Genomic DNA, 26,534 nt, shown 5'->3' with positions numbered 1-26,534 from the left:
GCCCCCCAAAAAAATAAGGGGGCATATTTTTCATTCAAAATCAGTATCCTTTAATAACTTTTGCTCTTTTAAAAAATCCATAGGTGGTTTAAACTGGTGGTCAGAATCTTTTATACTCTCTTTCCCTTTTTCAAATAAGGCAATGATAGGACAATAGCGGACAATACCTTCTGCGACCTTCATTGCACCAAGTGAAATAAGAATGAGAAAGCGATCACTCCAAGGTTTTTTAACGAGCTTTGTGGCACTCCAAGCAACAATGGTTAATCCACAAGTAATACGGATTAATGCCTGAATGATACCAATATTGGGTTTAACATTCATAAAAGGACCTCCTTCACAAAAAATTAACAAATATTTGTTATTCTTTACTGCGTTAAAAAGCTATATATGTTATGATAATAGGCAACATGAATGCTGCTTCATTATCGTAAACGAAAAATAAAAATAGATAATTGTAGTTACCATAAAAGGAGGAAACAGAGTGCTAGAACAGCGATACCGTTGGAAAAACAAACATCTACGTGAACATGTATCTGTTCTAGATGGGCGTATTGCGCCAACGATGTTACTGAAAAATGCTCGTTACTTAAATCAAGCAATTAAAAAATGGGTACATGCGAATATCTGGATTCTCGGTGATCGTATTGTTTATGTCGGTGAAAAGCTTCCTGACAAATTAGAAGGCTGTGAAATTGTTGATTGTAATGGAATGACACTTGTTCCAGGATATATTGAACCACATGCACATCCATTTCAGTTATATAATCCCCTTTCCTTTGCTCGTTATGCAGCGCAATTTGGCACGACCACTTTGATTAATGATAATATGGTGCTAGCATTACAATTAGAGAAAAAGAAAGCGTTTTCATTTTTGAAGGAAATGAGAAATATCCCTTCAACGATGTACTGGTGGTGCCGATTTGATGCGCAAACGGAAATACAAAATGAAGAGACAACATTTTCGCATGGTAATATTAAATCTTGGTTAGAGCATGATGCAGTATTACAAGGTGGGGAGTTAACTGGCTGGCCGAAGTTACTCGATGGTGATGATTTGATGCTCCATTGGATGCAAGAAGCGAAAAGAATGAGAAAACAAATCGAAGGTCATTTTCCTGGGGCGTCAGAAAAGACTTTAGCAAAGTTAATGCTGCTCGGTGCTGATTGCGACCATGAAGCGATTAACGGACAAGAGATTATGAATCGTTTGATGCAAGGATATACTGTATCGTTACGCTATTCATCAATTCGACCTGATTTACCGCAGTTATTGGATGAAATGCATGAGTTGGGCATTGATCATTATGAATCATTTATTTTTACGACAGATGGCTCTTCTTCATCCTTTTCCGATCAAGGGATTATTGATCAGATGATCCGAATTGCCCTTGAGAAAGGGGTGCCGACAATAGATGCGTATAATATGGGTACAATTAACGTAGCTAAGTATTATAACATCCAACATCTGCATGGAAATATCGCTACAGGTAGAGTGGCTAATATCAATTTCCTAGAGAATGAAAGTAACCCAACGCCTGTTAGTGTGTTAGCAAAAGGTAAGTGGATAAGGAAAGATGGTGAAAATACACCATTTGAAGATAATATGGCATGGGAAGAGTTTGGATTTGAACCGCTAGAAATGAACTGGGAGCTTACTTCTCATGATATGCAATTTTCGATGCCGTTCGGTATTAAAATGGAGAGCGCAGTTATCACAAAGCCTTACTCATTAGCCATTGATATTTCCGGCGATGAGCTAAGTAAGGAGCATGACGAGTGTTTCTTCATGTTAATTGACCGCAAAGGCAAGTGGCGTGTGAATACGGTGATTAAAGGGTTTGCTAAGGAGTTAGACGGTTTAGCAAGTTCTTATTCTAATACCGGTGATATTATCTTAATCGGGAAAAGCAAGAAAGACATGATGAATGCTTTTAATCACATGAAAGAAATAGGTGGGGGAATTGTTATTTCTGAGCAAGGGAACATTGTTACAGAAATCCCACTTAAATTAAAGGGCATCATGTCGAATAAAAGAGTGGAAGATTTGATTGAAGAAGAAAGAACCTTATTAGCCTATTTGCGAGAAAGAGGTTATCGTTTTGCCGATCCAATTTATACATTATTATTTTTTTCCTCCACTCATCTCCCTTATATCAGGGTTACACAACGAGGAATGTATGATGTCATGAATAAAACTGTACTCTTTCCAACTATGATGCGTTAAAATGTAAAAGAGGGTAATCATATAGTGATAAGGGGTGCATCATGCTGAACAAATGGGTGACTACGTCTCTCGTAGCAATACTTTTGGTGACAGGATGCAGCAAGAATGAAACAGTTGAGGATCCAGCAAATGAAGAGTTAAATGGTATGGATAATCAAGGTGAAGAAAGTGTGGATTCGCCTGAAGAAAAGATAGTTTATCCTCTCACAGGCATAGCTCAAGAGGGAAATGGGAATCAGCGTGCTATAGCAGTTATGATTAACAATCATCCGAAAGCAAGACCACAATCAGGATTGACACAAGCGGATATTGTTTATGAATTACTGGCTGAAGGTGAAGTCACGCGATTCCTTGCTATTTTTCAAAGTGAACAACCGGATAGAGTTGGGCCAGTACGCAGTGCCAGAGAATATTATATTGAACTGGCGAAAGGGTTTAATAGTCTTTATATTGCTCATGGAAATAGTCCAGAGGCAAAGAAGATGCTTGCTGATGAATATGTGGATCATTTGAATGGCTTATATTATGATGGCACACTTTTTGAACGTGTGAGTGATCGCCAGGCACCGCATAATTCATATATTTCTTTTGCACATATTGAACAAGGGGCTAAGGAAAAGAATTATGAGCTGGATGGGGCACCAGCTGCTTTTGCTCATTTAACTGACGAAGAAGCGGATAAACTGAGTGGCTCTGTGGCCGAGGAGATTGCAGTAAGTTATGGAAAAGATGAACGTTTTGATGTCACATATGATTATGATGAAACAACGAAAGCATACAAAAGATCTTCAGATGGTGAATGGACAACTGACTATGACACAGGTGACCCTGTGTTATTAAGCAATATTTTAATCATAGAAGCGAAGCATACAGTGATAGATGGAGAAGGCCGACGTGACATTGATTTGACTTCAGGGGGTAAAGGTTATCTTATTCAAAGAGGTATGATGTCTGAAGTGAACTGGGTGAATAAAGAAGGAAGAATTTATCCAGTAATCGATGGAAAAGAGCAACCACTTGCTCCGGGGAAAACATGGGTGAATGTCATTCCACAAGAGCCAGGAATCAATCAGTCGGTAACAATTAACTAAAAAATGAAAAAGGGGTAAATATTATGCAAATTAATAAACTAAGAGGACAAGAATTAGATCAATTATTTCAGGCGGTATTATCACTAAATGATTTAGACGAATGTTATCGATTTTTTGATGACTTATGTACTGTGAACGAGATCCAATCATTAGCGCAAAGACTAGAAGTAGCTCGTATGCTTAGAGAAGGAAAAACTTATCATAAGATTGAGACAGAAACAGGTGCAAGTACTGCAACAATCTCGCGTGTGAAACGTTGCTTAAACTACGGAAACGATGCCTACGAAATGGCATTAGAAAGAATTAAAGAAGAAGAAACAACAGAAAAATAATAGAACCCACAGCGATAGAAGCGACCGAACCGAGGGAATCAGCACCCACGGTTTTTTTGTTTTGGAAAGGAAATCAGGTACTAGTAGAAAAAGCGATTGGAATAGGGGGGAAGCGAGTCAAAAACTGGACTTCATGAGGAAATTTGGTTGGAATAGGTGAGGAGCGAGTCAAAAACTGGACTTCATGAGGAAATTTGATTGGAATAGGAGAGAAACGCGTCAGAAAATGGACACCATGAGGAAATTTGATTGGATTAAGGGAGAAGCGAGTCAGAAACCTGGACACCATGAGGAAATTTGATTGGAATAGGAGAGAAGCGAGTCAGAAAATGGACACCATGAGGAAATTTGATTGGAATAGGAGAGAAACGCGTCAAAAAACTGGACACCAAGAGGAAATTTGATTGGATGAGGTGAGAACGAGTCAGAAACCTGGACCTAAGAGGAAATTTGGTTGGAATAGGAGAGAAACGCGTCAGAAACTGGCCACCAAGAGGAAATTTGATTGGATTAAGGGAGAAGCGAGGCAGAAACTGGACTTCATGAGGAAATTTGATTGGATTAGAGGAGAAATGTGTTAGAAACTTGGACCCAAGGGGAAATTTGGTTGGAATAGGAGAGAAACGCGTCAGAAACTGGACATCATGAGGAAATTTGGTTGGAATAGGTGAGAAACGCGTCAGAAACTGGCCACCATGAGGAAATTTGATTGGATGAGGTGAGAACGAGTCAGAAACCTGGACCTAAGAGGAAATCTGGTTGGATTAGGAGAGAAACGCGTCAGAAACTTGGACCTAAGAGGAAATCTGGTTGGATTAGGAGAGAAACGCGTCAGAAACTTGGATCCAACAGGAAATCTGGTTGGAATAGGAGAGAAACGCGTCAGAAACTGGACACCAAGAGGAAATTTGATTGGAATAGGAGAGAAACGTGTCAGAAACTGGACACCATGAGGAAATCTGGTTGGATTAGGAGAGAAACGCGTCAGAAACTTGGATCTAACAGGAAATTTGATTGGAATAGGAGAGAAACGTGTCAGAAACTGGACTCCATGATCAAATTTGATTGGATTAGAGGAGAAGCGCGTCAAAAACTTGGACCCAACAGGAAATCTAATTGGATTAGAAGAGAAACGCGTCAGAAAACAGACCCCAAAAGAAAATCTGATCAGCCAAAACTGAAATCGCATCGGAATCGAATGAATCATTTACATGGTGAATCGCATTGTCTGCAATGATGTTAATTTAGCCAAATAAATCCATTCTTACTTCATTAGCGGTTTCCTTTTTGAAATGCTTCTCAAATGATATAATGATTGAATGGAAAGATAGAATGGAGGAACTATGTATGTATGATGTTCGCGCGTGGCACCATGCGTTTAAGCTTGACCCTAATAAATATATATCTGATGAGGATTTAGAGAAAGTGTGCGAGTCTGGCACGGACGCGATTATTATTGGGGGGACAGATGGCATTACGCTTGAGCGGGTGCTTGATCTTATGGGGCGTGTTCGTAGATATACAGTTCCATGTGTGTTAGAGGTTTCCACAATTGAGTCGATTACACCTGGGTATGATTTGTTTTTTATCCCGACGGTTTTAAATAGTAAAGATTCCAAATGGATTAATGGAATGCACCATCAAGCAGTTAAGGAATTTGGCGAGATCATGAATTGGGACGAGATTCTTATGCAAGGATATTGCGTGCTAAATGAAGATTGTAAAGTCGCTCAATTAACGAGTGCGGATACGAATTTAACGATTGAAGACGTCAAAGCCTATGCAATGATGGCGGAAAAAATGTTTCATTTACCGATTTTTTATCTGGAATATAGCGGTACTTACGGCAATGTAGAAATAGTGAAAGAAGTAAGTCGAACATTAGAAGAAACAATATTATTTTATGGTGGCGGGATTACCTCTGTGGAACAAGCAAGAGAAATGGGCGCTTATGCAGATGTAGTTGTCGTTGGAAATGCCGTTTATGATGATATTAAAATCGCATTAAAAACAGTAGAAGCTGTGAAACAATAAATCTTGATTAACCAAATTAATCAGGATAGACTAAAAACAGAACAAATGTTTGTATGGTGGTGAAGAAAAGGAATGCAATATTTATCTAATAAATTATTAAATGGTTTGAATAAGGAGCAGCAACAGGCTGTAAAGGCAACAGATGGTCCTTTGCTTATTATGGCTGGAGCAGGAAGTGGTAAGACGCGTGTGCTTACCCATCGCATTGCTTATTTAATGGTAGAGAAGGGCGTGAATCCATATAATATTTTAGCAATCACGTTTACGAATAAGGCCGCAAGAGAAATGAGAGATCGTATTCGTGCGATGATGGGCGGTGCGGCTGAAGAAATCTGGATTTCTACTTTTCACTCTATGTGTGTGAGAATATTACGTCGTGATATTGATCGGATTGGATTCAATCGTAACTTCACAATATTAGATTCTACTGATCAGCAATCTGTTATTAAGAGTATCTTAAAAGAGCGGAATTTAGATCCGAAAAAGTTCGATCCTAGAGCAATTTTAGGGACGATTAGTTCTGCAAAAAATGAACTAATTGAACCAGAGGAATTCGCCAAGACTGCCGGTGATTATTTCTCCCAAGTGACAAGTGATGTGTATACAGATTATCAAAAACGTCTGCGAAAGAATCATGCATTAGACTTTGATGATCTTATTATGAAGACGATTCAATTATTTAATCGCGTCCCTGAGGTATTAGAATACTATCAACGTAAATTCCAGTATATCCATGTGGATGAATATCAAGATACGAATAGAGCGCAATACATGCTAGTAAAATTATTAGCGAATCGTTTCCAAAATATATGTGTGGTTGGAGACTCGGATCAATCTATTTATAGATGGCGCGGGGCAGATATTGCCAATATCTTATCCTTTGAAAAAGATTATGCGCAAGCACAAGTCATTTTGCTAGAACAAAACTATCGATCCACGCAAAGAATTTTAAACGCAGCTAACGGCGTCATTGATAAAAACATGAATCGCAAAGCGAAAAACTTATGGACGGAAAATCCTGAAGGAAATAAAATTCAGTATTACCGTGCAGACAGTGAGCAAGGCGAAGGACAATTTGTCGTAAGTAAAATTAAAGAATTAGCGCAAAGTCAGAATCGCAAGCTTGCCGATTTTGCTATTCTATATCGTACAAATGCCCAATCCCGGGTCATGGAGGAAATGCTATTAAAATCGAATATTGAATATGCGATTGTTGGCGGAATTAAGTTCTATGATCGTAAAGAAATTAAAGATGTATTGGCTTATTTACGATTAATTGCCAACCCTGATGATGATATAAGTCTACAGCGGGTGATTAATGTGCCTAAAAGAGGGATTGGTTCTGGATCAGTTGATAAGATTGCTAATTTTGCAACCATGCATGATATGACAATGTTTGAAGCACTGGAATCTATCGAATTAATTGGCTTAAGCCCAAAAATCACAAAATCTGCTATAGAGTTTCGTGATTTAGTAAAGAATTATACACAAATGCAAGAATACTTATCTGTGACAGAATTGGTAGAGGAACTGTTAGACAAGTCAGGCTATCGTGACATGTTAAAAGCGGAGAAATCTATCGAGTCTCAAAGTCGTTTGGAAAACTTAGATGAGTTTCTATCTGTAACGAAGAATTTTGAAGATGCGTCCGAAGATAAAACACTTGTTGCCTTCTTAACAGATTTGGCGCTTGTTGCCGATATTGATAAGTTGGATGATGACGGTGAGAAAGCGGATGCAGTTGTATTAATGACGCTTCACTCTGCAAAGGGATTAGAATTTCCAGTTGTCTTTTTAATGGGTATGGAGGAAGGTGTATTCCCTCATAGTCGTTCATTAATGGAAGAAGCAGAAATGGAAGAGGAACGTCGACTTGCTTATGTAGGGATTACGAGAGCAGAAGAGCAGTTATTTATAACAAATGCGCAAATGCGTACACTATTTGGCCGTACAAACATGAACCCACCGTCCAGATTTATTCAGGAAATTCCGGCTGATTTATTAGAAGGATTAGAGCCAAAAGCAAAACCTCTTAATCGAGGTCAGTCCACGTTTAATGGTCCTTCAGGAAATCGTATGCAACCTGCTCGTAAAGCAGTTGTTCGTCCAGCTGTACAAAATACAGGTGGTAGCGGGATGAATTGGATAGTTGGAGATAAAGCTGTGCATGGTAAATGGGGTACTGGAACAGTTGTAAGTGTCAAAGGTGAAGGTGATGGAATGGAGCTTGATATTGCTTTTCCAAAGCCAGTAGGTATTAAAAGATTACTTGCTAAATTTGCCCCGATTTCGAAAGGTTAAAGGAAAGGGTTGAACGTCTTGGAGGAAAAGAAGGTAGAACAAAGGGTCAAGGATTTGCAAAATCTCCTTAATCAATATAATTATGAATATCATGTACTTGATCAACCATCTGTGCCTGATGCAGAATATGACCAGCTTCTTCATGAGCTAATTGCACTTGAAGAGCAACATCCAGAGTTGAAAACAGAAGATTCCCCAACGCATCGGGTCGGTGGGCAAGTATTAGATATGTTTGAAAAAGTTGAACATCGCACGCCGATGCTCAGTTTAGCCAATGCATTTAATGAGCAAGACTTAAGGGATTTTGACCGTCGTGTTCGCCAGGCGGTGGGTGAGCATATCTCATATGTCTGCGAGTTAAAGATTGATGGACTGGCTGTCTCTCTTCGCTATGAAGATGGATTGTTTGCAATCGGAGCAACGCGTGGAGATGGCTCCATTGGTGAAAACATTACCGTTAACCTTCGCACCATTCGTTCCATTCCTCTGCGGGTAAAGGAAACGGTAACCTTTGAAGTACGCGGAGAGGCGTTCATGCCAAGGAAATCGTTCTTAAGTTTAAATAAAGGAAAAGAAGAACGAGGTGAGGAACCCTTTGCGAACCCTCGAAATGCTGCTGCGGGTTCACTTAGGCAATTAGATCCAAAAATCGCTGCATCAAGAAATTTGGATATATTCGTTTATGCTATGGCTGACGAGGGGAAAACGGGTATTCGTTCTCATAGTGAAGGTCTGGACTTTCTTGACTCTCAGGGGTTTAAAACGAACAAAGAGCGCCAGAAGTGTAAAAATATAGATGAGGTCATCCAATATATCGAGAAATGGACAGAAAACCGACCAGACTTATCGTATGATATTGATGGAATCGTTATTAAAGTCGATTCATATGACCAACAGGATGAACTCGGGACAACAGCAAAGAGTCCGAGATGGGCGATTGCCTATAAGTTTCCTGCTGAAGAAGTAGTCACGCAGTTAAAAGATATTGAATTAAGTATTGGGCGCACCGGTGTTGTAACGCCAACAGCATTACTTGAACCTGTTAGAGTGGCTGGTACTACCGTACAACGTGCATCCCTTCATAATGAAGACCTTATTCGTGAGAAGGATATTAAGCTAGGTGATTACGTTGTGATTAAGAAAGCAGGCGACATCATCCCTGAAGTTGTCAATGTATTACCTGAAAGAAGAACGGGAGAAGAAGTTGATTTTCATATGCCAACTCATTGCCCGGCATGTGAAAGTGAACTTGTGCGTTTAGAGGAAGAAGTTGCACTTCGTTGTATTAATCCGAAATGTCCTGCGCAAATAAGAGAGGGACTTATTCATTTTGTCTCACGAAATGCGATGAATATTGACGGGCTAGGAGAAAAAGTAATTAGCCAATTATTTGCAGAAAAGTTAATTGAAGATGTGGCAGATATTTATCATCTTACGTATGAACAGCTTATTCAATTAGAGAGAATGGGCGAAAAATCTGTTAACAACTTGCTAAAGGCCATTGAAGTCTCTAAGGATAATTCTTTAGAAAAATTATTATTTGGATTAGGGATCCGTCATGTGGGGGCGAAAGCGGCAAAAACGCTTGCGCAAACATTTGGAGAGATGGGTAAAATCCAGCAGGCAACCATGGATGATTTTATTAGCATTAATGAAATAGGCGATAAAATGGCTGATGCACTCGTCACCTATTTTGAACAAGAAGAAGTAACATCTCTCATTCAAGAGTTACAAGATGTTGGAGTGAATCTGACTTATAAGGGACCAAAACCTGTAAATATAGCGGAATCTGATTCTGTTTTTGCTGGTAAAACCATTGTGTTAACGGGTAAATTAGAACAGCTTGCTAGAAATGAAGCAAAGGAAAAGATTGAAGCTCTAGGAGGCAAGGTCTCTGGCAGTGTAAGTAAGAAAACAGATTTAGTCATTGCCGGAGAAGACGCAGGCTCTAAATTAACCAAAGCTCAGGAATTAGGTATTACTATTTGGGACGAGGAAAAATTGATTGAGGAATTAAATTCGTAAGAGGTGAAAATCGTGAAAAAACTCATGGCAGTGTCGCTGTCATTCGTTCTTTTACTCGCCGGTTGTGCACCTAGTTTTAACCAGCAAGAAGAGGTTGTGCAAAATGAAAATGAGAGCAGCGAAGAAGAACAGGCGATCATACCAAACTTTAAAATATCCGATTCGTACTATCGGACAATCCTACCTTTTAAGCCAAGTGAGTCACGAGGTTTAGTCGTTAATAATGTTAATACAAAATATGATATTAATGAATTCGAAACAGGTTTAATGAGAGTTGCTCAGAACCATTTTGATACGGAAAAGTTCTTCTTCCAAGAAGGACAATACCTTGATAAAACCACGATTTCATCATGGTTAAGTCGCCAATATACGAAAGAACAATTAGAAGAAAAAGATATGACGGAGGAAGAAAATCTCGGTCTAAACCCTGTCGATGATGGTAAAGGGACTAAAGAAGAAAGAAACGCCCGTGCACCTCTTTATTTAGCCCATATTTTAGAACATAACTATCTTGTAAAAGATGGCGATAATAAGGTGAAACTTGGCGGCGTCGTGATTGGTTTGGCACTTAATTCCGTCCATTATTATCAAAAAGAAGCCTACGGTGCCACGTATGAAGAAGATATTTCTCATAGTAAAGTAGAAGCAGAAGGCAAAAAGATGGCTGAGGAAATTATAAAGAGATTAAGACAACAAGAAGGCCTTGAGAACGTACCGATTACCATTGCGCTATTTGAACAATCGGAAAGAACGTCTGTCGTCCCAGGAAACTTCTTCGCCTATGCGCATGCCGCTGAGGGGAGTAATCAGCTAAGTGGTTGGGAAGATGTAAAAGAAGACTATATTTTATTCCCATCTAATACAGCCGAAGAGAAGTATCGTGAAGACTATACGAATTTCTTGAATTTCAAGCAAGATGTTGAAAAATATTTCCCTAATTTTAATGGTGTCATTGGAAAAGGTTTCTATATTGGGGATCAATTGCAACAGCTAAATATAGATATACCTATACAATTTTACGGTAAGTCAGAAAGTGTTGGTTTCACCCAATATGTAACCAGCAAAGTCGTTAGTATGTTTCCAGAATACATCTCTGTCCAAGTAAGCGTCACATCAGTCAACGGACCAGAATCATTAATCGTCCGAAACGCCAACGAAGCCGAACCATTTGTTCATATTTATCAATAAAACGAAAAAACGCCGCTACTTTTAAGCGTCGTTTTTTTATTTACAATGGGATTAGGTTGGTTGGAACAAAAAGACAAGGATTAAGTGCCCAACATACTGTCTTTTCGAAGGTTTTTAGAGAGTACTCTAAAGGTAGCGGGACGAATTCCGCCTGCAACTAGGTATTATTCCGACAGTGACAACGAATGATTTTGCCTGTGCACTTGTACATCCCGCGTAAATCGGTCCAACCAAAGCGAAAGCAATCGAAGAAATCAGTAGGCATCCCATGCTTTCTAAAATTCTTCATAATCGTACGTTAAACTTGTATTGAAACTTACCCATCTATCAACAGCGTCATTATGATCAAATAGGTCAGATTAGCTGAAGAAGGAGTAATCTATGCTTCCGTAGAAGAAATAGTGGAACTAAGGTTATTTGTGATATCAACATTTATTGCACAAAAAATGATAGACCGAAGGAGGTTTTGATATGGAAAATAGAACAGATACAGCTTCAAGAGTGATCATGGCAAAATCACACACGATTTATGAGGCATTTCTCCATCCGAAAGCTTTAGTATCATGGCTCCCACCTAAAGGAATGTCAGGTTATGTTGAAGATTTTGAACCGCGGGAAGAGGGAACTTACAAAATGACACTCTTCTATGGAGGAAACCAACCCTCATATGGAAAAACTACTGAGAACAGTGATGTGTATCAAGGGAAATTTTTAGAATTAGTTCCCGATAAAAAGATAATACAACTAGTAATATTTGACTCAGAATCCCCCGAATTCACTGGTGAAATGAAACAGACATGGCTATTTGAACCTCTTGCAAAAGGAACAAAAGTCACCATTATATGTGAAAATGTCCCTAAAGGAATAAACAAGGAAGATCATGATATAGGTTTACAATCAACATTAGAAAATCTAGCTCTATTTGTGGAATAATTTTTAGGTATTTGCCTATGACCTTTACTTTAAAAAAAGCACCGACTAAATTGATGTAGTCGGTGGATAATTTCTCATTCACTTAAGCATTTGTTTAGGATTTCGAACAAGGCGCTGAAATGTGTCCATAAAAAGAGCGGTGTGATAACCGTCACAGACAGCATGATGAACCTGTAGAGAAAGTGGTAAATAAATATTTCCCTTCTTATTGAAAAATTTACCCGCAGTAACTATTGGCAGGAGGTAATTTGGATTTGTATTTATATTTAAGTTAAATCCAGTGAAAGTAGTCCATGGAATCATAGATATATTAACGACATTTTCAGGTACGGGTGCTTTAGGAAACAATTTTCCTGTACCAGTATATAACTCAGTATCGGTCACATAATCCATGTGGAACCTTTCAAAGCCTTCATCGATATCGGTGAAAATAGCGGAAAATAACGCTGAATCCTTGTCAAAAATCGTATACATAGGAATCACTCTGTTCCAGTATCCTAACTCACCTTTAGCAGTAACATTCATTCTAAAATGTTTATTTGTATTGAAAACTTGTGTAATTAAAAAAATAAAAGCAGGATAAAATTGATATCCTTTTTCTTTAGTAAATTGGTATAGCTCAGTAATATCAATGTTATTAGTGATACTAAAGCTAGTTTGTTGGTTTAAGAAATGATTGAAAACCTCTTTACGTTCCCAATTATTTATGTCGATTTTAGTGAATTTCATCTTTTAATGCCTCCTAAAATATATTCTGATTTTAGGAGGCTATAAGAACTGCTTTTTTCATTGGTCCCATTCCTTTAGTTTATTTAAATAATCCTAACATATGTAATATGCTTTAGCACCTAAATATATGCAATCTATGTTCTTGTCTGAAAAGGAGGTAGCCACCCGATGGAACTCCTATTACCAATGAGATCATGTGTATCACGGGTGGGTGGATAATAATTTGTTTATTTTCCACATGCAAATATCCGGTAGCCCAATAGCTCATTATATTTCAATAATAGGTTAAAATGTTCGGTCATTACGGTATAAAGCTCTGGTTCAATGTGCTTTGAATAAAGAAAATCAGGGTTGGGATTGTATTGGAGCATCGACTGATTTTGACCACTTACGCGAATGTTCGTAAATCCTGCCCCTTCAAATAAACGGTGCCATTCTGCTTCGGTGAGGACAGAGTTGATCCCATAGAATCGGTTGATTTCATCTGCTATCCATGGAGGGAGTGGGACATTGGCAGTAAACTCATTAGAAATGAACCGCCCCCCCTTTTTTAATAAACGAAAAATCTCTTTAAGCGCTTTCGGTTGATTGACAAAAGTAAGGACTGATTCGCACATAATTAAATCAAATTTCTCATCTTCAAGTGGGAGTGCCTCGATAGAACCTTGGAAAACACGTACTGGAAGTTTAGCTTCTTTCATTCTATGAGTTGCTTTTTCCACCATAATAGGATTAATATCAACCCCAGTTACGTTTGCTCCTGAATTAGTAGCCAAAAAGGCGGCTGTTTGGCCGGTTCCGCAGCCTACATCTAAAATTTGCGACGTAGCGTCTAATTCTTCATTCATAAGAAGCGCCTTTGTTAATTCAAAACCACCTGGGTGCGCTCCTCCAACACCAAACTTTGATAAGAAATCTAAATAAATGGGAACCACCTCCTTTTGTATTTCTATAAGGTATGAAAAAAACAAATTTAATGTTCTTTGCCAAATGGGCTTTTACATCAGTAACAACTACCTAAAAACATCATAGTTTGTTACAGAGAGCAGGTTTTAGACTCTCTTTTTACGTACTAAACCTAAAAAGGGGAAGAAAAAATGCAAAATTTTCAAAATGAACTTCAATCACTTGGAATGGATCAATATCAGGTGGGTGAATTAACACCTATTCAATATCAAGCACCAGTACCAGTTCAATTTAATGATATGCGTCGATGTGGCGGCTGTGGTGGTTGCGGAGGTTGTGGTGGTTTTCGCTGTGGTGGTTGTGGCGGTTTTAGATGTGCAGGCTGTTTTGGTTGTTTTGGTTGCTTCGGGTTCTTTATTTAACAATTCCTTTTTTAAAGGCAAGTGTCAGTGTAAGTTACCTTCGTTCTCTCGTCACAAAATGAATAATGAAGCGTGTGTATACACTCTACAAGTCCCTATGTTAGGGGCTTCTTTTTCGTTATTCATAATGGACAAATACAAATACATAAATTATAAGGAATATTTAATGAATGCTTAGACCGAAGGAGGGGCTACATGACGAAATTAAAAGCAACCTCACGTCTCAAAGTGAAGAATGATACATTTTATCTACCAGACCCAAAGGGAGGCGTCTATTTTAGGAATAACGCCAGTTCATTTTGGATGGATGGAGGCACTATTTATCAATGGATTGAAAAGCTGATACCTATGTTTAATGGAAATCATACTTTAGAAGAACTCACTGCGGGTTTGACCACTCCCTATCGAAACAGAGTATATGAAATTGGTGAGGCTTTACTTACGAAAGGTTATGTTAGAGATACGAGTCAAGATCAATCACATCAATTACCCGCAAGTGTTCTAGAAAAATACGCTTCACAAATTGAATTCATTGAGAGTTTTGTTGATTCAGGTGCGTATCGTTTTCAAACGTATCGCCAAGCAAAGGTATTAGTGATGGGATCTGGTTCTCTATTCGTTTCGCTGACATCTGCATTGTTGGAATCAGGGCTACCAACCTTTCATATGATGATGACAGAAGCAGTCCCAACAGACCATGAGGTGATTAATGAAATAGTGAATCATGCCAAAAAGGATGATCCTACCGTGAAAGTGAAGGAAATTCCTTACGGTAAGAATTGGAGAGAAGTAGTACAATCATTTGATTGGATATTATATGTTTCCCAAAATGCAGATATAGACGAAGTGAAGGAGATTAATCAGGTTTGTAAAGAAGAAAAGAAAGCTTTCCTTCCTGCCTTATATCTAAAGCAGGTGGGAATGGCAGGGCCTGTAGTTGATTCAGAAACAGAGGGATGCTGGGAATCTGCATGGCGTCGAATGCATGAGGCAATATTGGAACAAGAACGTAAGCAACAGCCCTATTCTTCGACCGCAGGTGCTTTATTGGCGAATATTATTGTTTTTGAGTTTTTTAAGCAGGTGACAGGAGCAATGGATAAGAAAGAAAACAATCAATTCTATTTGCTAAATCTTGAAAGTTTGCAAGGTGAATGGATTTCGTACTATTCACATCCATTAGTTGAAAATCTTACATTTAAACCTGAACTTGTCGATGATTTAAACACCCGACTTCTGAGAGAGAATACGGAACAGCCCAACGCAAACAATCTTTTAGAATATTTTAGTTTATTAACTGCTAAAGAAACAGGGATTCTTCATATTTGGGAAGAAAAGGACTTAACACAGCTTCCGCTTTCACAATGTTATGTTCAAGCAGTAAATCCATTGGCAAAAGGACCGGCTACTCTTTTGAAGAAGGCTTTATGCTCGGGTCTAACACATGAAGAAGCAAGAAGGGAAGCAGGGCTTACTGGACTGGAGATGTATGTTTCACAAATGGTGAAAGGTAGAATAAGTGGATTTATGGGTATTGGTGCTGGTGAATGCCTTGCCGAAGCAGTTTGTCGTGGGCTACAAGCGTATTTAGAAGAGGAAAGGAGAGGTCTTCCAGTTGACCAGCAACAATCGCTGTTACCTGTAAATCTTGAGGAGATAGAGGATCGTAGTTGTAGATATTATTTACAGTCACTGACCACCTTAAATGGTCCACCCACTATCCGTATGGGAAATGAAATATTAGGCTTTCCTGTTATATGCATAGAGTCAAATGGCTTTAAATACATTAGTTCTGGTTTAAATATCACACTAGCACTAAGTCACGCTTTGCAAAAAGCACTATTGAATGTACAAAATGAGGCAACAATCCGTGAGGGGGAGGAAATGAACTCTCATGATGGTATAAGAGGGAAAGAAGCAAAACTAAACATTCCTTCATGTGAGCATATGACAAAAACGGAGTTATTACAATCTGCTATCTACAAATTAAAAGAGGGTCATAAAGAGATCGTTGTTTACGATCTTTCTTTTGAACCATTTTTAAGAAAAGAGTTAGCTGGGGTTTATGGTGTACAGATTTGTAAGGAGGTACGCTAATGATTGTCATCGTCGGTAATGGTAAACTGGCCGATTTTGTCTATAGGCAATTGTCTAGTAATTATACAGTCGCACGGCAAGATCTATTAACGGATTTTCCTGAAGATACAACATTGGCGCTCGTATTGCATGATAATTGGCAGCCCTCCGTTCATCAACAAGCAGAAGAAAAATTCAGAAAGGAAAATATTCCATGGCTCCGTGGCTTTGTTTCTTTTGGTGAGGGAATTATTGGTCCATTTGTACAACCGGGAAAACGGGGATGTTCACGTTGCGCCGACGTAAGGCGCATCATAGCAGGTACAGATTCTAAAGAAATGTGGGGGCTATATTATAAATTATCAGGAGAAAGTCGCCCGCAAGACGCATGGGCATCACGAACGGGTCTTTGGCAAATGACAACTTTATTATGTACAGAAGTGGATTATATTCTTCAAGGAGAGACCGATCATTTAGAAAATCAACTGTTCATTACAAATCTTAAAACGTTCATGCATTCATCTCATCATTTTTCCTTTGACCCAATGTGCCCAATATGTGGGGACATTCCAGAAGATACAGCGGAATTAGCGGAAATTAAGTTGCAATCTAGTCCGAAAATTCAAGGTGCTGGTTATCGCTGTCGTTCAATTGAAGAATTAGAAACCGTGCTATTAAGAGATTATTACGATCATCGGACGGGGGTAATTAATGGAAAAATACAGGATTGGACACTTCCCTTTGCTGATGTTCTTATGAATATGCCACTGTTTGGTGCAAGCGAGGGAGTGGCTGGAAGATCTAACTCTTATCGAATGAGTGAGTTAACAGCTATTTTGGAAGGTTTAGAACGGTATTGCGGTATCGAGCCTAGGGGAAAAAGAAGGGTTGTACGAGGAAGTTATCTAGATGTTATGGATCAAGCCTTAAACCCTTCAACTGTTGGTTTACACTCACCTGAGTATTATGAGAATCCTCATTTTCCGTATCAATCATTCGAACCTAATAAACCAATGAATTGGGTTTGGGGTTATTCATTCTTACAAGAACGATCTATTCTTGTCCCAGAATTACTTGCTTATTACAGTTTAGGTTGTGGGGAAGGTTTTGTTTATGAGACTTCAAACGGATGTGCAATCGGAGGTAGCCTGGAGGAAGCTATTTTTCATGGAGTAATGGAAGTCGTTGAGCGAGATTCCTTTTTACTCACTTGGTATGCGAAACTGCCATTGCCACGTCTTGATTTAAGTTCTGCAGATGACAAGGAATTGCAATTGATGGTTGATCGGGTACGTGAGGTGGCAGGGTACGACCTTCATTTTTACAATTCGACGATGGAACATGGTATCCCAAGTGTGTGGGCAGTAGCAAAAAATAGAAAAGAAACAGGTGTAAATATTATTTGTGCTGCAGGTGCTCATATGGACCCAGTAAGGGCTGTCAAAAGTGCCATCTATGAGCTAGCGGGCATGATGTTTGTTCATGATGAGAAATTAGCAACAAATAGGCAGAAATACGAGGAGATGCTTGAAGATCCGTTTAAAGTAAGAACAATGGAGGATCATGGTATGTTGTACGGTCTACCCGAGGCGGAAGAATACCTAACGTTTATTTTGAATAATCAAGGGCCATTACGTACATTTGCTGAAGAATTCAAGAAGCCACCAGTATACAACGATTTGAAAGATGACCTTCACGAAGTTCTTCAGACGTTCCGTGAAAATAATCTAGAAGTGATTGTCGTTGACCAAACAACACCAATTATTCAAGAGAATGGATTGTATTGTGTGAAGGTCATTATTCCTGGCATGTTGCCAATGACATTTGGACATCACCTGACACGGGTGAAAGGATTAGATAGAGTACTAAAGGTGCCAAAGCAGCTAGGGTATAGGAAGAAGCACTTATCGTATGAAGAGCTGAACCCACTTCCTCACCCGTTTCCGTAATGGAAGGAGAGGAGGACGAAAGAATTGGAGTTAGATACATTTATACACAATCTCCACTTTGATACAGAGAAACTTGCTCCACCCGATTGGCAGGTCGATTGGGAAGGGGCCCCCCTTCCGTATAAATTGTACCGTGGATTACCAGCTATTCCGTTAAACGCTAATGTACCTTCAACCCTTCACCAAAATCTAATGCCTACATTGAAGGAGATTGGGCATTTGCTATGGTATACCTATGGAATAACTCAATATGTCCGTCTCCCTCATGACACTCAATCATTGCGGAGATTTGTTCCCTCCGGTGGGGCGCTTTATCCTAATGAAATATATGTATATATGAAACTTGAAGATGCTAAAACAGGCATCTACCATTATGATGTTGCTCATCACCGCCTCATTTTGTTACGGGAAGGAAATTTTGATACATTCGTTTCCAAAAGTTTGGGGACAGTGATTGAAGATTGTTTTTGCACTGTTTTTATTTCCACCTTCTTCTGGAAAAATTTTTATAAATACAATCATTTTTCTTATCGATTACAGGGACTAGATACTGGGGTGCTCATTGGACAATTATTAGAAGTAGCTGATCAATTAGATTACAATACGAAAGTTTGCTATCAATTTTTAGACCGAGCAATGAATCATCTACTAGGTCTATCTGAAGAAGACGAAAGTGTCTACGCAGTCATTCCGATATCAACTGAAGCCATTGTCCATACGACTAAAGAAATGGTGTCCTCCCATACATTGTGCGCCGAAATAGCGCAATTAGGTCACCTACCTCATAACCTGTCAAAGACCATGGACTATCCGTTACTCAGAAAGCTCAATGAAGCTGCCATGTTTGATTCATCAGCGTCTTTTAGAAAGGTAAGGCGCCAAGGTGAAACATTCACTTCTGGTACTGATATAACCTTGCCAAATACACAAAACTATTCATATGATTTCTCATCGATTTGTAAGAAACGGTATTCTCCAGACGCAGACTTTATGATGGGGGAAATAAGGCAAGCGACTCTAGCAACCTTGTTAAAGGAGACATGTTCCTTCTCTTATCATCACGATCTTGATGATACAGGCGGCCATGTTGCTGCGCGCGTAGCTTTATACGGAAGCCTATACAATGTGGAGGGGATACCGAATGGGGCTTATGCTTATGACAATGAAAATCATATGCTTCGTCTAATGAAAGAAGGTGATTATCGTCCGCTTTTACATTCAAGCTTAGTGATGCCTAATGTTAATTTATATCAAGTGCCGCTTTGTATGCATGTAATAGGGGATAAAAGCCATTACAAAGATTCATTGGGTTACCGAGGATACCGTATTCAACAGATGGAGGCAGGCCTACTAACACAACGATTACTCTTGCATGCGTCTGCCTTAGATTTGGGAGGGCATCCACTACTGGGGTATTCTGTCAGTCAATGCGATCAACTCTATGGACTCGCTTCTAAAGGGAAAACGAGCTTAATTCAAATTCCAGTTGGCATGCACCGGCCTCGTGCTTGGTTGAAAGGAGGATTACGTTGATGTAGTTCACTCATCAATAACGTACCCTCTCAAATTCTTGGTTATGAAAACAAGCCTTCTAACTCAACTTAGAAGGCTTTATCAAGTATTAGTTTGCCAAATATCTCTCGTGTCTTCTTTTCTTACCCTTTTAAACCACAATCATCTATAAAAAAGTATTTTCTATTAAAAAAAAGCTTGCATCTCACGTTACGTTATCTTCTATGATTGGGTGTAGATAGAAGGAGAGAGGCAGGGTATGAATGGAACAACGATATTCTTTAATGAGAAACACCCCTTTTATTTTCTTATTTATAGGTAGCTTTTTGGCGATTATTGGATTTAGTATGTTTTTCATGACAACTACTTGGTTTGTAATTTCAGATTTAGGGTCTGCTAGTTCACTAGGCATGATCCTCATTGCCATTACTGTACCTAGAGTAGTTATGATGGCATTTGGTGGAGTACTTGCTGATAAATATAAGAAGACGACCATTATGTTCACTACGAGTACCATCCAAGGTGTTTTACTCGTACTCATTTTTTTACTAAACAATGCCGGTCAATTAACATTTGTTTATTTGCTTATTTTGGGGTTCTTTTTTGGAACACTAGATGCTTTTTCTGGACCAGCCGGAACCTCATTAATTCCCAAGTTGGTACAAGTACACCAGATCAAACAAGCGAACGCAATCATTCAGGGATTAGGTCAAATTGGTTTTATTGTTGGTCCGATTATTTCTGGAAGTATCATGGAGTTCGCTGGCGTGACAACAGGTTATTTAGTTTCAGCCATTATTGTTCTGTTGTCTGCTTTCTTTATGTTTCCACCATTCTTAAAAGAAGGTCCAGTAGACAATACAGTCAAACAAACACCACTAAAAGATTTGATCGAAGGGTTTTCATATGTCAAAGCGAGCAAATTTTTGATCACAGGCATTCTTATTTTAATCACGTTAAATTTCTTTGCTTTTGGTGCGATTTCTATTGCGATTCCCATTTTAGTAGAGACGTACGGAGGTTCACCAATCAATCTTAGTTACATTGAATCAGCATTAGGAGTGGGGATGTTAGTTAGTACTGCTATTATTGGGATGGTTAAAATACGCCGTAGGGGGTTCACTTCTATTATTGGTCTAATTGCAACACTAATGGTTGCGATAGCATTTAGCCAAATTCCCAATTTGTATATATTGACAGCTTTAGCTTTCTTTATTGGATTTACGATGACATTTGTTTCTATTCCATTCTTCACTTCAGCACAAGAAGATACAGACCCAAGGATTATGGGAAGAGTGATGAGTATTGTTTTCTTAGCGATGAACGGCTTTGACCCGTTGGCTTATGCCACTGTCACTTTACTCGTGTCCAAGGGAATTGATATCCAATTAGTCATTTTGTCCTTTTCTGTTATTGGATTAATCATTGCTCTAGTCACTTTATGGAAAGGAAAGACGTATAGAAATTACGAGTCAACTTATTAATGTATTTAAAACGAGAGACCACTTTAATATAAAAGAAGTGGTCTTTTGATCACTAGCATACTATTATGTATCAACTAGGTAGATCCTTGATCAATAGGAGAAAAAAATCAATTTAATAGAAACTTTATTATTTTTCTAAAAATAGTATTAGTAGAATCATTGCTGAATTTTCTCTAATTATGGTAGTATAATAATTGTTAGGGTTAATCTTTTCACAGTCTGAAATGTGCCAATTGTAGCAACATTTCAAAATGACTGATGTGAACTTATAGGAGGATGAAAAAATGGTACAATCTTATAAGCATGAGCCATTTACTGATTTTAGCGTTGAGCAAAACCGTGAAGGGTATTTAAAAGGTTTAGAAACGGTTAAAGGTTATTTAGGTCAAGATTATGATTTATTAATCGATGGAGAACGTATCTCTACTGAAGATAAAATCGTTTCTGTAAACCCAGCGAATAAAGAAGAAATCATTGGTCGCGTTTCAAAAGCGAACCAAGAGCTAGCTGAAAAAGCGATGCAAGCTGCAGTTAAAGCCTTCCAATCATGGAAGAAAGTGAAGCCAGAAACACGTGCAGATGTGTTATTTAAAGCAGCAGCCATCATTCGTAGACGTAAACATGAATTCTCTGCCTTATTGACAAAGGAAGCAGGGAAGCCATGGAATGAAGCAGATGCTGATACAGCTGAAGCGATTGATTTCTTAGAGTATTACGCGCGTCAAATGCTTGCAATTAAAGATGGTGTGCCTGTTAACAGTCGACCAAATGAATTTAATCGTTATGATTATATTCCTCTTGGCGTTGGTATCATCATTTCTCCTTGGAACTTCCCATTAGCGATTATGGCAGGTACAACCGTTGCTGCTATTGTTGCAGGGAATACCGTTCTATTAAAACCCGCTTCTACAACGCCAATTGTGGCTGCGAAATTCGTAGAAGTTATGGAAGAAGCCGGTCTACCAAAAGGTGTACTGAATTTTGTACCAGGAAGTGGCGCAGAAGTAGGTGACTATTTAGTAGATCACAAAGATACTCGTTTCGTATCATTTACAGGATCTCGTGATGTTGGCCTTCGTATTAACGAACGAGCTTCAAAATTAAATGATGGTCAAATCTGGATTAAACGTGTCATTGCTGAAATGGGCGGTAAAGATACCATTGTTGTAGATAAAGAAGCAGATTTAGAGCTTGCTGCTCAATCAATCGTAGCTTCAGCCTTCGGTTTCTCTGGTCAAAAATGTTCTGCATGTTCACGTGCAGTCATCGTTGAAGATGTTTATGACCAAGTGTTAAACCGCGTAATTGAAATTACAAAAGAGAAACAAGCTGGTAATCCGGAAGACACAAGCAATTTTACAGGACCGGTTATTGACCAAGCTGCATATGATAAAATCATGAGTTATATTGAAATCGGTAAACAAGAAGGAAGATTAGTAGCTGGTGGAGAAGGCGATGACTCTAAAGGTTATTTCATTCAACCAACAGTGTTCGCTGATCTTGATCCAGAAGCCCGTCTCATGAAAGAAGAAATCTTCGGCCCAGTTGTCGGTTTCACAAAAGCAAAAGACTTCGACCATGCAATTGAAGTGGCAAACAACACGGAGTATGGTTTAACGGGTGCTGTTATTACAACCAACCGTGAACATATCCAAAAAGCACGTGAAGATTTCCATGTCGGAAACCTTTACTTCAACCGTGGTTGTACAGGGGCGATTGTCGGTTACCAACCATTTGGAGGATTCAATATGTCAGGAACAGACTCAAAAGCGGGTGGCCCTGACTACATCATGCTACACATGCAAGCAAAAACAACTTCTGAAATGTATTAATCTGTTTATTCAAAAGGTGCTCACCAAAATACGGTGAGTGCCTTTTTTTATCTACATACCTTTACCAAATCTACTGACAAAAGTTGAAGTAGTAGTGAGTGGATGACAAACATTACTCGACAATCCTTAGCCAGGGTGGTTATGAGTAGATTTTACTGAAATCTGGTTGGATAGCTAGTATTAAAGAGTTTGCTCGGATAACATTGTGGGGAAACGGGAAGATAGCGGAGAAAAGCGAGATAATGCATGCAACTGTGCCGAAAACCGGGAAGATAGCGGAGCAAAAGGAAATTGCGCGTGTAACTCTGTGGAAAACCGGCAAAATAGCGGAGGAAAGCGAGATAGTGCGTGCAACTTTGTGGAAAACCGGCAAAATAGCGGAGGAAAGCGAGATAGTGCGTGCAACTTTGTGGAAACCAGGAAAGAAAGCGGAGAAAAGCGAGATAGTGCATGCAACTGTGCCGAAAACCAGGAAGATAGCCGAGCAAAAGGGAATTGCGCGTGCAACTCTGTGGAAAATCGGAAAGATAGCGGAACAAAGCGAGATAGTGCGTGCAACTCTACAGAAAAACGGAAAGCTGCCCGAGCAAAGCGAGTTTACCCATACAAATTGAAAGAAAAATAGCAAAGCAAAAGAGGGTTGCTGCGCTATCCTTAAAGGATTTCCTACAGTCAAAAGAGCAAAAACTTCAAGACTTCTCATTCTAAAACTTTATAAAGCAACTCGTCATTAGAATAGAACTAATACCAAACAAATGAAAGTTTTCTAGTTTGTCATTTTGAATGTTTTTCAATCTGTATTATAACAATTAAAATTTTATTGCCTTTGGAAACATTGGTATATCAATGTTTTTATCGCATTTGTCGGTATTTGTCGAAAATAATATCAGATTATTTTGAATAAAACAGTTCCAATAATGGATTGTCTGTTATATAATACAAATTGTTAAGAGGTTATTGTAATACAACAATAAAGACGGGTTTTTTATTCAAATGATTAAAGGAGGATTTAACAGATGGCGAATGAAAGAGTTAAACAATTACAAGAGGCTTGGGCAAATGATTCACGTTGGATGGGGATTGAAAGACCTTATACTGCAGAAGAGGTTATTAAACTAAGAGGATCAATTGATATCGAATATACGCTTGCTCGTAGAGGGGCTGAGAAGTTATGGAAGCTCGTTAATGAGGAAGATTTCATAAATGCATTAGGTGCATTAACAGGCAATCAAGCGGTACAACAAGTAAAAGCGGGGTTAAAAGCGATTTATTTAAGCGGGTGGCAAGTTGCTGCGGATGCGAATCTTTCTGGACAAATGTACCCGGACCAAAGTTTATATCCAGCGAATAGTGTACCAAATGTAGTGAAACGTATTAATCAAGCGCTACAAAGAGCGGATCAAATTCACCATATGGAACAAGATGAATCAATTGATTGGTTTGCACCAATTGTAGCAGATGCAGAGGCTGGTTTTGGTGGACAGCTAAATGTGTATGAACTCATGAAAGGCATGATTGAGTCAGGTGCAGCTGGGGTCCATTTTGAAGATCAATTATCTTCCGAGAAAAAATGTGGACACCTTGGTGGGAAAGTATTACTTCCTACACAAACGGCAGTGAAAAACTTAATATCTGCTAGATTAGCAGCAGACGTGATGGGTGTACCAACACTAGTCATTGCAAGAACCGATGCAAATGCCGCTGATTTAATTACTAGTGATGTTGATCCATATGATGCCACTTTTATTACTGGTGATAGAACACCGGAAGGGTTTTACCGGACCAAAGCAGGTTTAGATCAAGCGATTGCAAGAGGACTTGCTTATGCACCATATGCTGATCTTATCTGGTGCGAAACATCAGAGCCAAGCTTAGAAGAAGCAAAGGCATTTGCAGATGCTATTCACGAGAAGTTCCCTGGCAAACTACTAGCGTATAACTGCTCACCTTCATTTAACTGGAAGAAGAAATTGGATGAAGAAACGATTGCTAAATTCCAAGTTGAGTTAGGAAAAATGGGTTACAAATTCCAATTTGTTACATTAGCTGGTTTCCACTCATTAAATCACAGCATGTTTGAACTTGCTCTAGGTTATAAGGATCGTGGAATGGCAGCTTACTCTGAACTTCAACAACGTGAATTTACTAGTGAAGCAGATGGTTACACGGCAACAAGACATCAACGTGAAGTAGGAACAGGTTATTTCGACCAAGTTTCCATGACTATTACTGGTGGTACATCATCCACAACCGCACTAAAAGGCTCAACCGAAGAAGAACAGTTTACGAAGGATGAAGAAGTTCAAGTGTAATTTTTTGTATTGCCCTAATAATAACTCCAATTTTTTTGCCTCCCTACTTTAGATGGGGAGGCCTTTTTTTGTAAAAGCGAAGGCGGCCACAAAAGTAATCTAATGCAGTTAGGGCGGAAAGAAATAGGGATTAGTAAGTCACTCAGAAGGAAAAGTAGATATGAGTGAGTAGCAAAGGTGATTAGCAAGTCACTCAGAAGAAAAAGTGGATATGAGTGCGTTTTCAAAAGTGGTTAGCAAGTCACTCAGAAAGAAAACGGAAGCTGAGTGCGTAGCAAAAGTGATTAGCAAGTCACTCAGAAGGAAAAGTAGAAATGAGTGCGTAGCAAAAGTGGTTAGCAAGTCACTCAGAAAGAAAATGGAAGCTGAGCGCGGAGCAAAGGTGATTAGCGAGTCACTCAGAAAGAAAACGGAAGCTGAGTGCGTATCAAAAGGGGTTAGCAAGTCGCTCAGAAAGAAAATGGAAACTGAGCGCGGAGCAAAAGTGATTAGCGAGTCACTCAGAAGGAAAACAGAAGCTGAGTGAGTAGCAAAGGGGATTAGCGAGTCACTCAGAAGGAAAGGTGGAAATGAGTGAGTAGCAAAGGAGACTAGCGAGTCACTCCAAAGGAAAAGTAGAAATGAGTGAGTAGCAAAGGGGATTAGCGAGTCACTCAAAAGGAAAAGTAAATATGTGTGCGTATCAAAAGTGATTAGCAAGTCACTCAAAAGGAAAGGTGGATATGAGTGCGTAGAAAAGGAGACTAGCGAGTCACTCCAAAGGAAAAGTAGAAATGAGTGAGTAGCAAAGGGGATTAGCGAGTCACTCAGAAGGAAAAGTAGATATGAGTGCGTATCAAAAGGGGTTAGCAAGTCACTCAGAAAGAAAACGGAAGCTGAGCGCGTATCAAAAGTGGTTAGCGAGTCACTCAGAAAGAAAATGGAAGCTGAGCGCGTAGCAAAGGTGATTAGCGAGTCACTCAGAAGGAAAAGTAAAAATGAGTGAGTAGCAAAGAGGATTAGCAAGTCACTCAGAAGAAAAAGTGGATATGAGTGCGTATCAAAAGGGGTTAGCAAGTCACTCAGAAAGAAAACGGAAGCTGAGTGCGTATCAAATGTGATTAGCAAGTCACTCAGAAGGAAAAGTAAATATGAGTGCGTATCAAAGAGGATTAGCAAGTCACTCAGAAGAAAAACCGGAG

Annotated in this window: 21 protein-coding genes; 18 read left to right on the top strand and 3 right to left on the bottom strand. The window is 39.1% G+C overall.

What is annotated here, in order from left to right:
- Nucleotides 1-30: 30 nt before the first annotated feature.
- Nucleotides 31-324, bottom strand: coding sequence for a YgaP family membrane protein (locus LCM23_RS23600; protein ID WP_224939033.1), 294 nt, complete (start codon nucleotides 322-324; stop codon nucleotides 31-33).
- Between the two features lie 160 nt (nucleotides 325-484).
- On the opposite strand from LCM23_RS23600, the gene LCM23_RS23595 reads away from it, so the two are divergent.
- The 9 genes from LCM23_RS23595 to LCM23_RS23555 all read left to right on the top strand — a co-directional run bounded on the left by LCM23_RS23595 (nucleotide 485) and on the right by LCM23_RS23555 (nucleotide 12,131).
- A complete protein-coding gene (locus LCM23_RS23595) occupies nucleotides 485-2,227 on the top strand; it encodes an adenine deaminase C-terminal domain-containing protein (protein ID WP_224939032.1) in 1,743 nt (580 codons plus the stop codon).
- Nucleotides 2,228-2,268: 41 nt separating this feature from the next.
- Nucleotides 2,269-3,318 (top strand): DUF3048 domain-containing protein, encoded by a 1,050-nt coding sequence (locus LCM23_RS23590; RefSeq protein ID WP_224939031.1) that lies wholly within the window; start codon nucleotides 2,269-2,271, stop codon nucleotides 3,316-3,318.
- A 23-nt stretch (nucleotides 3,319-3,341) separates the two neighbouring features.
- Nucleotides 3,342-3,650, top strand: coding sequence for a YerC/YecD family TrpR-related protein (locus tag LCM23_RS23585; protein WP_095370712.1), 309 nt, complete (start codon nucleotides 3,342-3,344; stop codon nucleotides 3,648-3,650).
- Between the two features lie 709 nt (nucleotides 3,651-4,359).
- A complete protein-coding gene (locus LCM23_RS23580) occupies nucleotides 4,360-4,887 on the top strand; it encodes a hypothetical protein (RefSeq protein WP_224939030.1) in 528 nt (175 codons plus the stop codon).
- Between the two features lie 110 nt (nucleotides 4,888-4,997).
- Nucleotides 4,998-5,684 (top strand): heptaprenylglyceryl phosphate synthase, encoded by a 687-nt coding sequence (locus LCM23_RS23575; RefSeq protein ID WP_224939029.1) that lies wholly within the window; start codon nucleotides 4,998-5,000, stop codon nucleotides 5,682-5,684.
- Nucleotides 5,685-5,756: 72 nt separating this feature from the next.
- Nucleotides 5,757-7,985, top strand: a complete 2,229-nt coding sequence (pcrA, locus tag LCM23_RS23570) for a DNA helicase PcrA (RefSeq protein WP_224939028.1) — start codon at nucleotides 5,757-5,759, stop codon at nucleotides 7,983-7,985.
- 18 nt (nucleotides 7,986-8,003) lie between these two features.
- The gene (ligA, locus tag LCM23_RS23565) at nucleotides 8,004-10,010 is read left to right on the top strand and encodes an NAD-dependent DNA ligase LigA (protein WP_224939027.1); all 2,007 of its coding nucleotides are present in this window, start codon (nucleotides 8,004-8,006) and stop codon (nucleotides 10,008-10,010) included.
- Nucleotides 10,011-10,022: 12 nt separating this feature from the next.
- Complete coding sequence (locus tag LCM23_RS23560; RefSeq protein ID WP_224939026.1) at nucleotides 10,023-11,198, top strand: CamS family sex pheromone protein; 1,176 nt, start codon at nucleotides 10,023-10,025, stop codon at nucleotides 11,196-11,198.
- Nucleotides 11,199-11,669: 471 nt separating this feature from the next.
- On the top strand, nucleotides 11,670-12,131 hold the full coding sequence (locus LCM23_RS23555; protein ID WP_224939025.1) for an SRPBCC domain-containing protein: 462 nt from the start codon (nucleotides 11,670-11,672) through the stop codon (nucleotides 12,129-12,131).
- A 78-nt stretch (nucleotides 12,132-12,209) separates the two neighbouring features.
- Here the strand turns inward: LCM23_RS23555 and catA are convergent, their stop codons facing one another.
- Together catA and LCM23_RS23545 are read right to left on the bottom strand one after the other, a co-directional pair.
- The gene (gene catA / locus LCM23_RS23550; protein ID WP_224939024.1) at nucleotides 12,210-12,860 is read right to left on the bottom strand and encodes a type A chloramphenicol O-acetyltransferase; all 651 of its coding nucleotides are present in this window, start codon (nucleotides 12,858-12,860) and stop codon (nucleotides 12,210-12,212) included.
- Nucleotides 12,861-13,087: 227 nt separating this feature from the next.
- On the bottom strand, nucleotides 13,088-13,831 hold the full coding sequence (locus LCM23_RS23545; protein ID WP_224939023.1) for a class I SAM-dependent methyltransferase: 744 nt from the start codon (nucleotides 13,829-13,831) through the stop codon (nucleotides 13,088-13,090).
- Between the two features lie 126 nt (nucleotides 13,832-13,957).
- Between LCM23_RS23545 and LCM23_RS23540 the strand changes: the two genes are divergently transcribed.
- From LCM23_RS23540 to LCM23_RS23500, 9 genes are all read left to right on the top strand, one after another.
- Nucleotides 13,958-14,188 carry a heterocycloanthracin/sonorensin family bacteriocin gene (locus LCM23_RS23540; RefSeq protein ID WP_095370703.1) on the top strand — a complete coding sequence of 77 codons (231 nt, stop codon included), beginning with the start codon at nucleotides 13,958-13,960 and terminating at the stop codon, nucleotides 14,186-14,188.
- A 195-nt stretch (nucleotides 14,189-14,383) separates the two neighbouring features.
- Complete coding sequence (locus LCM23_RS23535) at nucleotides 14,384-16,285, top strand: putative thiazole-containing bacteriocin maturation protein (protein ID WP_224939022.1); 1,902 nt, start codon at nucleotides 14,384-14,386, stop codon at nucleotides 16,283-16,285.
- Nucleotides 16,285-18,213, top strand: coding sequence for a TOMM precursor leader peptide-binding protein (locus LCM23_RS23530; protein WP_224939021.1), 1,929 nt, complete (start codon nucleotides 16,285-16,287; stop codon nucleotides 18,211-18,213). The genes LCM23_RS23535 and LCM23_RS23530 overlap by 1 nt, the downstream gene beginning before the upstream one ends.
- Before the next feature lie 24 nt (nucleotides 18,214-18,237).
- Entirely contained in the window at nucleotides 18,238-19,746 is a 1,509-nt protein-coding gene (locus LCM23_RS23525; RefSeq protein ID WP_224939020.1) for a SagB family peptide dehydrogenase, read from the top strand.
- A gap of 242 nt (nucleotides 19,747-19,988) precedes the next feature.
- On the top strand, nucleotides 19,989-21,209 hold the full coding sequence (locus LCM23_RS23520) for an MFS transporter (RefSeq protein WP_224939019.1): 1,221 nt from the start codon (nucleotides 19,989-19,991) through the stop codon (nucleotides 21,207-21,209).
- 284 nt (nucleotides 21,210-21,493) lie between these two features.
- Nucleotides 21,494-23,041, top strand: a complete 1,548-nt coding sequence (pruA, locus tag LCM23_RS23515) for an L-glutamate gamma-semialdehyde dehydrogenase (protein ID WP_095370698.1) — start codon at nucleotides 21,494-21,496, stop codon at nucleotides 23,039-23,041.
- A gap of 242 nt (nucleotides 23,042-23,283) precedes the next feature.
- Complete coding sequence (locus LCM23_RS23510; protein ID WP_224939018.1) at nucleotides 23,284-23,655, top strand: hypothetical protein; 372 nt, start codon at nucleotides 23,284-23,286, stop codon at nucleotides 23,653-23,655.
- A 402-nt stretch (nucleotides 23,656-24,057) separates the two neighbouring features.
- Nucleotides 24,058-25,353 (top strand): isocitrate lyase, encoded by a 1,296-nt coding sequence (gene aceA, locus LCM23_RS23505; RefSeq protein WP_224939017.1) that lies wholly within the window; start codon nucleotides 24,058-24,060, stop codon nucleotides 25,351-25,353.
- 211 nt (nucleotides 25,354-25,564) lie between these two features.
- Nucleotides 25,565-25,879, top strand: a complete 315-nt coding sequence (locus LCM23_RS23500) for a hypothetical protein (RefSeq protein WP_224939016.1) — start codon at nucleotides 25,565-25,567, stop codon at nucleotides 25,877-25,879.
- Nucleotides 25,880-26,534: the final 655 nt, after the last annotated feature.

This window comes from Cytobacillus kochii, assembly GCF_020171845.1.
GTDB lineage: Bacteria > Bacillota > Bacilli > Bacillales > Cytobacillaceae > Cytobacillus > Cytobacillus kochii.
This window is presented reverse-complemented; position numbering and strand designations above follow the sequence as displayed.